Origin of the sequence: Streptomyces sp. NPDC017979, assembly GCF_044328175.1 — a bacterium.
Lineage (GTDB): Bacteria > Actinomycetota > Actinomycetes > Streptomycetales > Streptomycetaceae > Streptomyces.
This window is the reverse complement of record NZ_JBIRGU010000010.1, coordinates 274,737-287,710: the sequence shown is the minus strand read 5'-3', so window position 1 is coordinate 287,710 and position 12,974 is coordinate 274,737. Positions and strand designations below refer to the sequence as shown.

Annotated in this window: 12 protein-coding genes; 6 read left to right on the top strand and 6 right to left on the bottom strand. The window is 71.3% G+C overall.

Features of this window, described 5'->3' with window-relative positions; all coding sequences use genetic code 11:
* Nucleotides 1-183: 183 nt before the first annotated feature.
* The 3 genes from ACH4E8_RS25130 (at nucleotide 184) to tyrS (ending at nucleotide 4,468) form a co-directional block, all read left to right on the top strand.
* Nucleotides 184-1,707, top strand: a complete 1,524-nt coding sequence (locus ACH4E8_RS25130) for a TldD/PmbA family protein (RefSeq protein ID WP_398451805.1) — start codon at nucleotides 184-186, stop codon at nucleotides 1,705-1,707.
* A complete protein-coding gene (locus ACH4E8_RS25125) occupies nucleotides 1,704-3,095 on the top strand; it encodes a metallopeptidase TldD-related protein (protein ID WP_398451803.1) in 1,392 nt (463 codons plus the stop codon). Before ACH4E8_RS25130 ends, ACH4E8_RS25125 begins: the two co-directional genes overlap by 4 nt.
* Before the next feature lie 110 nt (nucleotides 3,096-3,205).
* Complete coding sequence (gene tyrS / locus ACH4E8_RS25120) at nucleotides 3,206-4,468, top strand: tyrosine--tRNA ligase (RefSeq protein ID WP_398451801.1); 1,263 nt, start codon at nucleotides 3,206-3,208, stop codon at nucleotides 4,466-4,468.
* Nucleotides 4,469-4,549: 81 nt separating this feature from the next.
* Here the strand turns inward: tyrS and ACH4E8_RS25115 are convergent, their stop codons facing one another.
* Entirely contained in the window at nucleotides 4,550-4,825 is a 276-nt protein-coding gene (locus ACH4E8_RS25115) for a GlsB/YeaQ/YmgE family stress response membrane protein (RefSeq protein WP_398451923.1), read from the bottom strand.
* Nucleotides 4,826-5,032: 207 nt separating this feature from the next.
* Here ACH4E8_RS25115 and ACH4E8_RS25110 point away from each other — a divergent pair, with 207 nt between their 5' ends.
* On the top strand, nucleotides 5,033-5,386 hold the full coding sequence (locus ACH4E8_RS25110; RefSeq protein ID WP_398451799.1) for a DUF3099 domain-containing protein: 354 nt from the start codon (nucleotides 5,033-5,035) through the stop codon (nucleotides 5,384-5,386).
* Nucleotides 5,387-5,558: 172 nt separating this feature from the next.
* Nucleotides 5,559-5,801 (top strand): hypothetical protein, encoded by a 243-nt coding sequence (locus ACH4E8_RS25105; RefSeq protein ID WP_398451796.1) that lies wholly within the window; start codon nucleotides 5,559-5,561, stop codon nucleotides 5,799-5,801.
* A 34-nt stretch (nucleotides 5,802-5,835) separates the two neighbouring features.
* Here the strand turns inward: ACH4E8_RS25105 and moaA are convergent, their stop codons facing one another.
* The 3 genes from moaA to ACH4E8_RS25090 all read right to left on the bottom strand — a co-directional run bounded on the left by moaA (nucleotide 5,836) and on the right by ACH4E8_RS25090 (nucleotide 9,038).
* Nucleotides 5,836-6,825 carry a GTP 3',8-cyclase MoaA gene (gene moaA / locus ACH4E8_RS25100; RefSeq protein ID WP_398451794.1) on the bottom strand — a complete coding sequence of 330 codons (990 nt, stop codon included), beginning with the start codon at nucleotides 6,823-6,825 and terminating at the stop codon, nucleotides 5,836-5,838.
* A gap of 198 nt (nucleotides 6,826-7,023) precedes the next feature.
* Nucleotides 7,024-8,676 (bottom strand): cation acetate symporter, encoded by a 1,653-nt coding sequence (locus ACH4E8_RS25095; protein WP_398451793.1) that lies wholly within the window; start codon nucleotides 8,674-8,676, stop codon nucleotides 7,024-7,026.
* Nucleotides 8,673-9,038: a DUF485 domain-containing protein gene (locus tag ACH4E8_RS25090; RefSeq protein WP_398451790.1), complete on the bottom strand. Its 366-nt coding sequence runs from the start codon at nucleotides 9,036-9,038 to the stop codon at nucleotides 8,673-8,675. The genes ACH4E8_RS25095 and ACH4E8_RS25090 overlap by 4 nt, the downstream gene beginning before the upstream one ends.
* 287 nt (nucleotides 9,039-9,325) lie before the next feature.
* Between ACH4E8_RS25090 and ACH4E8_RS25085 the strand changes: the two genes are divergently transcribed.
* Entirely contained in the window at nucleotides 9,326-10,867 is a 1,542-nt protein-coding gene (locus ACH4E8_RS25085; RefSeq protein WP_398451788.1) for a S8 family peptidase, read from the top strand.
* A 462-nt stretch (nucleotides 10,868-11,329) separates the two neighbouring features.
* Here the strand turns inward: ACH4E8_RS25085 and ACH4E8_RS25080 are convergent, their stop codons facing one another.
* Nucleotides 11,330-12,016 (bottom strand): lysoplasmalogenase, encoded by a 687-nt coding sequence (locus ACH4E8_RS25080; RefSeq protein WP_398451785.1) that lies wholly within the window; start codon nucleotides 12,014-12,016, stop codon nucleotides 11,330-11,332.
* Nucleotides 12,013-12,918, bottom strand: coding sequence for a sterol desaturase family protein (locus ACH4E8_RS25075; RefSeq protein ID WP_398451783.1), 906 nt, complete (start codon nucleotides 12,916-12,918; stop codon nucleotides 12,013-12,015). The genes ACH4E8_RS25080 and ACH4E8_RS25075 overlap by 4 nt, the downstream gene beginning before the upstream one ends.
* Nucleotides 12,919-12,974 lie beyond the last annotated feature (56 nt).

Here is a 12,974-nt window from a genome sequence, read left to right as displayed (position 1 = left end):
GAGAATCGGGGCCTGACAGCGCGTCCGGCACGGCGCTGTTGGATCCCTACAGAAGGTCCCGCGCGCGGCCCGGAGCGCAGCGGCCGGTGAAAGCGGCTGGGCAAGCGCAGGGCGCTCGCGCGATGATCGGCACGACCGGTGCGGCGACCGAGGCTGCCGGTCACGACGAACAAGGAGACATTCGTGCCTCATTCCATCGACGCGTCGTTCACGGCGCTGCCGCTGCGGGCGCTGGCCGACGCGGCGCTCGCGCGGGCGCGGGCCCTCGGCGCCGACCACGCCGACTTCCGGCTGGAGCGCGTGCGCAGCGCGGCGTGGCGGCTGCGGGACGCCCGCCCGGCCGGTTCGTCGGACACCACGGACCTGGGGTACGCGGTGCGGGTGGTGCACGGCGGGGCCTGGGGCTTCGCCTCCGGCGTCGACATGACCATGGACGCGGCGGCGCGGGTCGCCGGGCAGGCCGTGGAGATGGCGAAGCTGTCGGCGCGGATCATCGCGGCGGCCGGCTCCGACGAGCGGGTGGAGTTGGCGGACGAGCCGGTGCACGCGGACCGGACCTGGGTCTCCGCCTACGAGGTGAACCCCTTCGACGTCGCCGACGAGGAGAAGACCTCGCTGCTGGCGGGGTGGAGCAGCCGGCTGCTGGCCGCGGACGGGGTGGCGCACGTGGACGCCTCGCTGCTGACCGTGCAGGAGAACAAGTTCTACGCGGACACCGCCGGGACGGTCACCACCCAGCAGCGGGTCCGGCTGCACCCGGAGGTCACCGCCGTCGCGGTGGACGGCAGCACCGGCGAGTTCGACTCGATGCGCACCCTCGCGCCGCCGGCGGGTCGCGGCTGGGAGTACCTGACGGGCACCGGCTGGGACTGGGACGGGGAGCTGGAGCGGATCCCCGAACTGCTGGCGGAGAAGATGCGGGCGCCCGGCGTCGAGCCGGGGCGGTACGACCTGGTGGTCGACCCGTCGAACCTGTGGCTGACCATCCACGAGTCCATCGGCCACGCCACCGAGCTGGACCGGGCCCTCGGCTACGAGGCGGCGTACGCGGGCACGTCGTTCGCCACCTTCGACCAGCTCGGGAAGTTGGCGTACGGCTCCGCCGCGATGAACGTGACCGGCGACCGCACCGCGGAGCACGGCCTCGCCACGGTCGGGTACGACGACGAGGGCGTGGCGGCGCAGTCCTGGGACCTGGTGAAGGACGGCACGCTCGTCGGCTACCAGCTCGACCGCAGAATCGCAAAGCTGACCGGGCTCGGCCGGTCGAACGGCTGCGCGTACGCGGACTCCCCCGGGCACGTGCCGGTGCAGCGGATGGCGAACGTCTCGCTCCAGCCGGCGCCGGGCGGGCTGTCCACCGAGGACCTGATCGGCGGGGTGGAGCGCGGGATCTACGTCGTCGGGGACCGCTCCTGGTCCATCGACATGCAGCGCTACAACTTCCAGTTCACCGGGCAGCGGTTCTTCCGGATCGAGAACGGCCGGCTCGCCGGGCAGTTGCGGGACGTCGCGTACCAGGCGACGACCACCGACTTCTGGGGCTCGATGGAGCAGGTCGGCGGCCCGCAGACGTACGTCCTGGGCGGCGCGTTCAACTGCGGCAAGGCCCAGCCGGGCCAGGTCGCCGCGGTCTCCCACGGCTGCCCGTCGGCCCTGTTCCGGGGCGTGAACATCTTGAACACCACGCAGGAGGCCGGCCGATGAGCCGTACCAGCAAGCCCCACGAGATCGTCGAGCGCGCCCTGGAGCTGTCCACCGCGGACGGCTGCGTCGTCATCGCGGACGAGGAGTCCACCGCCAACCTGCGGTGGGCGGGGAACGCGCTCACCACCAACGGCGTGACCCGGGGCCGTACGCTCACGGTGATCTCGACGGTCGACGGCGCGCAGGGCACGGCCTCCGGCGTGGTGTCCCGCTCCGCGGTCACCGCCGAGGACCTGGAGCCGCTGGTGCGGGCGGCGGAGGCGGCGGCGCGGGCGTCCGAGCCGGCGGAGGACGCCCAGCCCCTGGTGACCGGGGGCGGTGCGGCGCCCGGCTTCACCGAGGCGCCGGCCCAGACGTCGGCGGCGGTCTTCGCGGACTTCGCGCCCGCGCTCGGCGAGGCGTTCGCCCGGGCCCGGGCGGGCGGGCGGGAGCTGTATGGATTTGCCAACCACGAGATGACCTCCACCTATCTGGGGACCTCGACGGGGCTGCGGCTGCGGCACGACCAGCCGAACGGGACGCTGGAGCTGAACGCGAAGTCGCCGGACCGCGCGCGCTCGGCGTGGGCGGGGCGCGCCACCCGGGACTTCGCCGACGTGGACCCCACCGCGCTGGACGAGGAGCTGGCGCGCCGGCTGGGCTGGGCGGAGCGCCGGATCGAGCTGCCGGCGGGCCGGTACGAGACGCTGTTGCCGCCGACCGCGGTGGCCGACCTGCTGATCTACCAGCTGTGGTCGTCCGCGGCGCGGGACGCGACCGAGGGCCGTACGGTCTTCTCCCGGCCGGGCGGCGGCACCCGGGTCGGGGACGTCCTGAGCCCGCTGCCGCTCACGCTGCGCAGCGATCCGCACGAGCCGGGGCTCGAATCGTCGCCGTTCGTGATCGCGCACGCGTCGGGGGACGACGCGTCCGTCTTCGACAACGGGCTGCCGATCGCCGCCACGGACTGGATGCGGGCCGGGAAGCTGGAGCACCTGGTGACCACCCGGCACACCGCGGGGCTGACCGGTCTGCCGCTGGCGCCCGGCGCCGGGAACCTGATCCTGGACGGCGGGGGCGGGCGGTCGCTGGACGACATGGTCGCGGCCACCGAGCGGGGGCTGCTGCTGACCTGCCTGTGGTACATCCGCGAGGTGGACCCGGCGACGCTGCTGCTCACCGGGCTCACCCGGGACGGGGTGTACCTGGTGGAGGACGGCGAGGTGGTGGGCGAGGTCAACAACTTCCGCTTCAACGAGTCCCCCGTCGACCTGCTGTCGCGGGCCTCGGAGGCGGGCCGCACGGAGAAGACGCTGCCGCGCGAGTGGGGCGACTGGTTCACCCGGGCCGCGATGCCCGCGCTGCGGATCCCGGATTTCCACATGAGCTCGGTCAGCCAGGGCGTATAGCCTCAGGCGTATAACCTCAAAGGGGCGGACCACGCGGAAGTGCCGGGTCCGCCCCTTCGAAATGCGTACCGAACGGGTACCGAAGCGAGTGCCGAGGAGACACGAGAGACGTGACGGACATCGTCGACGAGCTGAAGTGGCGCGGGCTGATCGCCCAGTCCACCGACGAGGACGCTTTGCGCAAGGCGCTCGCGGACGGTCCCGTCACCTTCTATTGCGGCTTCGACCCGACGGCGGCGAGCCTGCACGTCGGGCACCTGGTGCAGGTGCTGACCGTGCGCCGGCTCCAGCTCGCCGGGCACCGGCCGCTGGCGCTGGTGGGCGGGGCCACCGGGCAGATCGGTGATCCGCGGCCGACCGCGGAGCGCACGCTGAACGATCCGGAGACGATCGCGCAGTGGGTGAACCGGCTGCGGGCCCAGATCGAGCCGTACCTCTCCTTCGAGGGCGACAACGCCGCGGTCATGGTGAACAACCTGGACTGGACCGCGGGCCTGTCCGCGATCGAGTTCCTGCGGGACATCGGCAAGCACTTCCGCGTCAACAAGATGCTCACCAAGGACTCCGTCGCCCGGCGGCTGGAGTCCGAGCAGGGCATCAGCTACACGGAGTTCAGCTACCAGCTCCTCCAGGGCATGGACTTCCTGGAGCTGTACCGGCGCTACGGCTGCACCCTCCAGCAGGGCGGCAGCGACCAGTGGGGCAACCTCACGGCGGGCCTGGACCTGATCCACCGCCTGGAGCCCGACGCCCAGGTGCACGCGCTGGCCACCCCGCTGATGACGAAGGCGGACGGCACCAAGTTCGGCAAGTCGGAGACGGGCACGCTGTGGCTCGACCCCGAGATGACGACGCCGTACGCCTTCTACCAGTTCTGGCTGAACACGGACGACCGGGACGTCGACCGGTACCTGCGCGTCCTCAGCTTCAAGAACCGCGAGGAGCTTGAGGAGTTGGAGAAGCAGACCGCGGAGCGTCCGCAGGCCCGTGCGGCGCAGCGCGCGCTGGCGGAGGAGCTGACGACCCTGGTGCACGGCGCCGAGCAGTGCGCCGCGGTGATCAACGCGTCGAAGGCGCTGTTCGGGCAGGGCGAGCTGGCGGAGCTGGACGAGCCGACGCTGCGGGCGGCCCTCTCGGAGCTGCCGCACGTCGCGGTGGCCGAGCCGGGCGCGGTGGTCGACCTGTTCGCCGAGGTGGGGCTGGTCCCCAGCAAGTCCGCGGCGCGGCGCACGGTCAAGGAGGGCGGTGCTTACGTGAACAACGTGAAGGTCACCGCCGAGGACGCGGTCGTCAGCCGGGCCGAGTTGCTGCACGGGCGCTGGCTGGTGCTGCGCCGCGGCAAGAAGAACCTGGCGGCGGTCGAGGTCGGCTGACCTCCTCAGCAGTCGCCCACCACGGGTCGGACGGGCTCGGCCCGTCCGACCCGTGGTGCGTTGAGCAGTCGCGGGATCGGGTCAGACCTGCTGTTTCTTGCCGCGGGTGGCCGCCCATGCCCGGTCCCCCAGGGCGACCAGGATGATCGCGGCGATCAGTTGGAACGCATGGCGGCTCCAGTCGAAGCCGGGGGTCTCCTCGACGCCGAACCCGGCCGCGATCCAGTTGCCGATCACGGCGCCCCCGATGCCGCAGATGGTGGCGAGCCACAGGGGGAGGTGCTGCTTCCCGGGCAGGATCGCCTTCGCGATCAGCCCCAGAATGAAGCCCAAGATGATCGCCCACAGCCAGCCCATGGCGGCCTCCTCGTCCGGCCCCTCGCGCCCTGGGGCGCGCAAGGCCCCTGCATCGGCAGTTACGCCGCCATTCTGGGCCCGTCCGTCACGGGCCGCATGTCGGGCGGCGCGATGGCGTCCCCCGGCCTCGTGGCCGTCCGGGGCCGGGCGTACCGTGGAGCACGGCTGGACCGTTGGGGTCGCCGGGACGACGGGCGGTGGGACGCGATGCGCAGCAGGGTGGGCTCGGAGGTCTTCCGGATCACCGGGGCGCGGCAGGGGCTCGCCGAGGACGTTCGCGGACGCCAGCGGCGCTACGTGATCTCCATGTCGGTGCGGACGCTGTCGTTCGTGGCCGCGGCGGTGCTGTGGAACGTGGAGCGGCACGTGGCCGTGGTGGCGATCGTGCTGGGCATGCTGCTCCCCTACGTCTCGGTCGTGATCGCCAACGCGGGCCGCGAGCGGCCGCCCTCCCTGCCGTCGACCTTCGTGGTCGCGGCCCCGCGACCGGTGCTGGAGCCGACGCCTTCGGAGGTCGCGCCGCAGGCCCCCACCGGGCCCGGGAAAAGCGCAACCGAATAGTGAAGTTCCGGTGCACCGGGGGCCGTTACCCGTGACATACTTCCTACGCGCTCCGCATCCCCCGTCGGAGCGATGGACCGACGCCGGGCAGCTCCCCCCGTGGCTGCTCGGCGTCGCCGTCTTACGGGGCCCCGCGCCGAGGGCGCGTACGCGGCGGGGAGAGAATGGGTCGGTGATCTTCGACCCGGTCAACGACGAGAACCCGATCTGCTCCGCCAAGGGCTGCCGTGCGCCGGCGGTGTGGGTGCTGGCCTGGAACAACCCCAAGCTGCACACGCCGGAGCGGCGCAAGACCTGGATCGCCTGTGCCGAGCACCGGCAGCACCTCGCCGACTTCCTGGACGTCCGCGGCTTCCTCAAGGAGGTCGTCACCCTCGCGGAGTGGAACTCCCGAACGGACGGCGGCGCAGCCTAGGGCGCTTGTCCGGAAAGTCCCGTCTGCCGGTCGGTCAGCCGCCGATGGCGGACATGGGGCGGTCCGGTTGGAGGAACGCGGGGTCGTCGAGCCCCGAGCCCGCCTTCTTGCCCCGCATCGCGAGCCGCCAGATGCGGGCGATCTCCCCGTCCGGCTCCCCGGAGCGCAGTGCTTCGCGCAGGTCGGTCTCCTCGCGGGCGAAGAGGCAGGTGCGCACCTGTCCGTCGGCGGTGAGCCGGGTGCGGTCGCAGGCGGCGCAGAAGGGGCGGGTGACGGAGGCGATCACGCCGACCCGGTGCGGTCCGCCGTCGACGATCCAGCGCTCGGCGGGTGCGGAGCCGCGCTCCTCGTCGGGCTCGGGGGCGAGGTCGAAGCGGGTGCGCAGCGATGCCAGGACGTCACCGGCGGTGATCATGCCGTCCCGCTGCCAGCCGTGCTGGGCGTCCAGCGGCATCTGTTCGATGAACCGCAGCTCGTAGTCGTGGGCGAGGGCCCAGGCGAGCAGGTCGGGGGCCTCGTCGTCGTTGAGGCCGGGCATCAGCACGGCGTTCACCTTGACGGGGGTGAGTCCGGCGGTGTGCGCGGCGTGCAGGCCGGTGAGCACGTCTTGGTGGCGGTCGCGGCGGGTGAGGGTCTTGAAGACGTCGGGCCGCAGGGTGTCCAGGGAGACGTTCACCCGGTCGAGGCCGGCGTCCTTGAGGGCGGCGGCGACGCGGCCGAGCCCGATGCCGTTGGTCGTCAGCGAGAGCTGGGGGCGGGGGTCGAGGTCGGCGCAGCGCTCCACGATCCCGACGAGCCCGGGCCGCAGCAGGGGTTCGCCGCCGGTGAAGCGGACCTCGGTGATCCCGAGGAGGGTGACGGCGATGCGGACCAGGCGGACGATCTCGTCGTCGGTGAGGAGGTCGGGCTTGGCCAGCCACTGGAGCCCTTCTTCGGGCATGCAGTAGGTGCACCGGAGATTGCACCGGTCCGTCAGCGAGACCCGCAGGTCCGTGGCGGTCCGGCCGTAGGTGTCGACGAGCACGTTCGGACCCTCCCCCGACGAGACGATGACGGCTGGTACGCGAGGTACCGCTGCTTCGTCCGAGCCTACGCCAGACGTACGACAGCACGCGTAGTCACGGTGCTGCCACATGTGGCGCGGCCGTGTCGTAGGACCCTACGAAGTCCTACGGCACGGCCGCGTTCCGGTGCCGGATCCGCTAGGCCGTGTCGTGCGCGGTCAGTGGGCGCCGACGCCGGTGAGGGACTTGACCTCCAGCTCCGCGTACTTGCCCTTGTCGGGCTTCTCCTTGGTGAGGACGGAGCCGAGCCAGCCGAGCAGGAAGCCCAGCGGGATGGAGACGAGGCCCGGGTTCTCCAGCGGGAACCAGTAGAAGTCGGCGTTCTTGAACATCGACGTCGGCTTGCCGGAGACCACCGGCGAGAAGAGGACCAGCACGACGGAGGAGATCAGACCGCCGTAGATGGACCACAGGGCGCCCTGGGTGGTGAACCGCTTCCAGAAGAGGCTGTAGAGGATCGTCGGCAGGTTCGCGGACGCGGCGACCGCGAAGGCGAGGGCGACGAGCCCGGCGACGTTCAGGTCCCGGGCGAGTGCGCCGAGCGCGATGGAGACGATGCCGATGGCGACGGTGGCCCAGCGTGCGGCGCGGACCTCCTCCTTCTCGGTGGCCTTCCCCTTGCGGATGACGTTGGCGTAGATGTCGTGGGCGAAGGACGACGACGAGGCGAGGGTGAGGCCGGCGACGACGGCGAGGATGGTGGCGAAGGCCACGGCCGAGATCACCGCGAGCAGGATCGCTCCGCCGGCGGAGTCGGTGCCGCCGATGTGCAGGGCGAGCAGCGGTGCGGCGGTGTTGCCCGCCTTGTTGGACTCGCTGATCTCGGCCGGTCCCACGATCGCGGCGGCGCCGAAGCCGAGGGCGATGGTCATCAGGTAGAAGGCGCCGATGATGCCGATGGCCCAGTTGACGGACTTCCGGGCGGCCTTGGCGGTGGGGACGGTGTAGAACCGGATCAGGATGTGCGGCAGTCCCGCGGTGCCGAGGACGAGCGCGATGCCCAGGGAGATGAAGTCCAGCTTGGACGTGCCCGTGGCGCCGTACTTCAGCCCCGGCTCCAGGAAGGACGCGCCGTGGCCGCTCTTCTCGGCGGCGGTGCCGAGGAGGTCGGAGATGTTGAAGTTGAACTTCAGCAGCACCAGGAACGTGATGAGGAGCGTGCCGGCGATGAGCAGCACCGCCTTGACCATCTGCACCCAGGTGGTGCCCTTCATCCCGCCGATGGTGACGTAGAGGATCATCAGGACGCCGACCAGGGCGACGATCAGCACCTTGCCGGCGTCGTTGGTGATCCCGAGGAGGAGGGAGACCAGCACGCCCGCGCCGGCCATCTGGGCCAGCAGGTAGAAGATCGACACGACGATGGTGGAGGTGCCGGCGGCGGTGCGGACCGGGCGCTGGCGCATCCGGTAGGCCAGCACGTCGCCCATGGTGAAGCGGCCGGAGTTGCGCAGCGGTTCGGCGACCAGCAGCAGGGCGACGAGCCAGGCCACCAGGAAGCCGATGGAGTACAGGAAGCCGTCGTAGCCGAAGAGGGCGATGGCGCCGGCGATGCCGAGGAAGGACGCGGCGGACATGTAGTCGCCGGAGATCGCCAGACCGTTCTGGAAGCCGGTGAACTGCCGGCCGCCGGCGTAGAAGTCGGCGGCGCTCTTGGTCTGCCGGCCGGCCCAGATGGTGATGATCAGGGTGGCCACGACGAAGAGGCCGAAGAGGGTGATGATCAGCGGCCGGTGCTCGGTGGTGGCGTCCTTCGCGGCCAGCGAGGCGAAGGCGAGTTCGCCCACCGCGGGGTGCAGGGTGGCGCTCATGCGTCCGCCTCCATGCGGGACTTGATGGACTCGGCCATGGGGTCGAGCTTGGCGGCGGCGTGGCGGGAGTAGAGCCAGGCGATCAGGAAGGTGGTGGCGAACTGGGCGAGGCCGAAGACGAGGGCGACGTTGATGTGGCCGATCACCTTGGTGCCCATGAAGCCGCCCGCGTAGTTCGAGAGCAGGACGTACAGCAGGTACCAGGTGACGAAGGCGACGGTCAGCGGGAAGGCGAAGGAGCGGTAGGCGTGTCGCAGTTGGCCGAACTCCTCGCTCTGCTGGACCTGGACGAACTGCTCGGTGCTGGGCTGAGCGGGGGCGGGGACCGTGTTGCCCGGGGGCGGGGGTGCGTCGGTAGTCACGGAATCTCCTCGTGACGCGGGTGTCGTTGGAATGGACAAGGCGGACCTTCGTTCCACGGGGTCAGGGGCGGTTTGATGTTGCTCCACCCCCTGACAACGGCACGGGGAGCACGCCGGGCCGGTTCAACTTCGGTCTTTTTTCTTGGAGCTTTCTTTCGTTTTTCCGCTCGAACACATTGATGACGACCAAGATCAACGATAGTTTCGCTCGTCATGTACCCGCCCAAAAGCACACCGTGCAGGGCGGGTGGACACCAGTGTTTCGACACCGATGATGTGGAGAACCCATGGCTCATCCGGGATCCAGACGACGGCGTGTCATCGCCCTGCCCGCCGGTCTGGCGCTCACGGCCTCGCTCGGCTTCCTCCCCGCGGGGGCCGCGACGGCCGCCCCGGCGGCGGAAGGCCAGGCGGCGGTCAAGGCCGTCTCGACCGACGGTCCCAAGCTGTCGTACGTGGTGAACGTGAAGGGCGGCCACGGGGTCGCCAAGTCGGTCAAGAAGGCGATAGCCGCGGCCGGCGGCACGATAGTGACGTCCTACGACCGAATAGGCGTCATCGTCGTCCACTCCCAGAACCCGGCCTTCGGGCCGACGATCCGCGCGGTCAAGGGCGTGCAGTCGGCGGGCGCCACCCGCACCGCGCCGATCGCCGCGGTCCAGGACACCGCGATCGACTCCGAGCGCCCGCTGACCTCGCAGGAGGCCGCCGAGGCCGCCCGGGTCGCGGACGGCGGTCAGGACCCGCTGGAGCCGCTCCAGTGGAGCCTGCCGGCCATCAAGGCGGACAAGGCGCACGAGCGCACCCTGGGCAGCAAGAAGGTCACGGTCGCCGTCATCGACACCGGCGTCGACGACACCCACCCCGACCTGGCGCCGAACTTCGACGTCCGCGCCTCGGCGAACTGCGTCACCGGCAAGGCGGACACCACGCCCGGCTCCTGGCGCCCCGGCCCGACCGAGTCCGACCACGGCACGCACGTCGCCGGCACGATCGCGGCGGCCAAGAACGGCGTCGGCGTCACGGGCGTCGCGCCCGGCGTGAAGGTCTCCGGCATCAAGGTGTCCAACCCCGACGGGTTCTTCTACACGGAGGCCGTGGTCTGCGGCTTCATGTGGGCGGCGGAGAACGGCGTCGAGATCACCAACAACAGCTACTACGTCGACCCGTGGCTGTTCAACTGCCGCAACGACGCCGACCAGGCGGCCCTGGTGGAGTCGCTGGCCCGGGCCACCCGGTACGCCGAGCGCAAGGGCGCGGTCAACGTCGCCGCGGCCGGCAACTCGCGGATGGACCTCGCGGCGGACGAACTCACCGACACCACGAGCCCCAACGACACCACCGCGGTGACGCGGAAGGTCGACCCGAGCCAGTGCCTGGACATCCCGACGCAGCTGCCGGGCGTCGTGACGACGTCCTCGCTCGGCGCGAAGGGGCTGAAGTCGTCGTTCTCGAACTACGGCGACGACGTGATCGACATCTCCGCGCCCGGCGGTGACGCCACCCGCTACCAGGCGCCGGAGGGCCCGGCGGTCGACGGCCGCATCCTGTCCACGCTGCCGAACGGCGGGTACGGCTACAAGGCCGGTACGTCGATGGCCTCGCCGCACGTCGCGGGCGTGGCCGCGCTCATCAAGTCGAAGCACCCCGACGCTTCCCCGGCGGCCGTGAAGGCGCTGCTGGCCGGCCAGGCGGACGACCGGGAGTGCACCAACCCGTACGACTACAACGGGGACGGCGTGGTCGACGCGGTGTGCGAGGGCGACGTCCGCAAGAACGGCTTCTACGGCGAGGGCGTGGCCGACGCGCTCGACGCGGTCCGCCGCTAGCCGCGCTTGTGGGGGCGCGGGCCTGTTCACGGGGCCCGCGCTTCCGCTGCGCGGGGCGGCGGGTGCTCCGTGCCCCTGACGGGCTCGCCGTTTCCCCTCGGGAGCGTTGGTCTCTACCGGCCGGTGGTGGGTTTTTCGCGCAGTTCCCCGCGCCCCTGTTTCGCTGCCCCCGTCATGTGACTGCGGGCTGGCACAGGGGTTTTGGGGGCGCTGAAGGTACCACCACGCCCTCTGGGCGTAGGGGGCGGAACTGCGCGACAACCCACCCACCGGGCCGTGGAAGACATCGCACCCGCAGGGAAACGGCGAGGAGGTCTGGGGGCGCGGGGAACTGCGCGAACAACCCACCACCGGGCCGCGGAAAACATCGCACCCGCAGGGAAACGGCGAGGAGGTCTGGGGGCGCGGGGAACTGCGCGAGCAACCCACCACCCGCAGGAAACGGCGAGAAGGTTGCCGCTGCTACCGGCCGGGCGGAGTCGGTGCGTGGGGCTCCGCGTGGGTCAGGACGCCCAGGGTGAGGAGCAACTGGCCCGCGCCGTAGATGAGCATGATCCAGACGTCCGGCACCGGCGGCTGCGGCCACTCCGCGATGCCGCTCGCGATGATCAAGTCGGAGACCAGGAAGAACAGCCCGCCCAGGCCCGCCACGGCACCCAGCGCGCTGGAGCGCCAGGCCATCGCGGTGAGCAGCAGGGCGTATCCGGCGACGGGGATCCTGAGGTCCGCCGGGAGGCCGGGCCACAGCAGGGCCACCGCGACGACGAGCGCCAGCCCGTACGCGGGGGCGAGGGCCGTAGGGGGCCTGTCCTCGCACGTACGGCGGAAGAGCGCCAGGTAGCAGACGTGGCCGACGGCGAAGGAGCCCATTCCGGCGAGGAACGCCCACTCCGCGCCGGAGAGCAGGAACACGTCGCCACCCCACCCGAACAGCAGCGCCGCAACCAGCAGCCGCGGCCCGCCGCGCGCCAGCACCAGGGCGACGAGCAGCGGCATGAGGAGCGGCTTGGCGATCCAGTGGCCCTTCTCCACGTCGACGACGAGCGAGCCGAGGTCGACGAGGAGGACGAGTGCGAAGACCGCGAGCAGCACGCGGCGCACGTTCTCCTGCGGGGGCGCCGCCGCCGGCGCGGTGGGTGGGGTGGTCACGCGGTACGTCCCTGGGTGAGCGGAGAAGTGGTCGGGGCGTCCTCGCGGGACGCCGGTGGGCCGGAAGGAGGGGGCGCCGGCTGCCACCCCGGCCCGCGGAACACCCGCCCCGCCCGCTCGCGCCACGTCGTCGCCGCCCGGACGTCCCGGGCGATCGCGGCGTACTCGTGGGTGGCCACGCGCAGCGGGTTGTACGTGTCGATGTCCTTGGTCAGCCCGTAGACGGGCCGCTCGGCCTCCGCCACGAAGGAGCCGAAGAGCCGGTCCCAGACGATGAGGATGCCGCCGAAGTTGCGGTCCAGGTAGCCGCCCTGCGAGGCGTGGTGCACCCGGTGGTGCGAGGGCGTGTTCAGCACGTACTCGAAGGGCCGCGGCAGCTTGCCGACCCGCTCGGTGTGCACCCAGAACTGGTACACGAGGTTGGTCGACGAGCAGAACGCGACCGCGGCCGGGTGAACGCCGAGCGCCACCATCGGCAGGTAGAACGGCCACACCGTCCAGGTGGTCCAGGGCTGGCGCAGCGCGGTGGTGAAGTTGAACCTGCGGCTGGAGTGGTGGACCACGTGGCAGGCCCACAGGACCCTGACGACGTGGTGGCCGCGGTGCGACCAGTAGTAGAAGAAGTCCTGCGCGAGCAGCATCGGCAGCACCGTCCACCACAGGACGGGCACCCGTAGCGGGGTCAGCTCGTACACCGCCGTGTAGACGGCCACGATCGGCACCTTCCACAGCAGGTCGAAGACCAGGCTGCCGAGCCCCATGGTGAGGCTGGTGGCGGTGTCCTTGGCGCCGTAGCCCGCCGCGTCCTCGTCCGGCCGGAGCCGGTAGCTGACCATCTCGACGACGGTGAGCAGCACGAACGCGGGGATCGACCACAGCACGACATCGGGCAGGTTGGTCATGGCTGCACCGTAGGCGCGGCGCCCGGGGCACGACTAGACGTTGTTACCCACAAGTA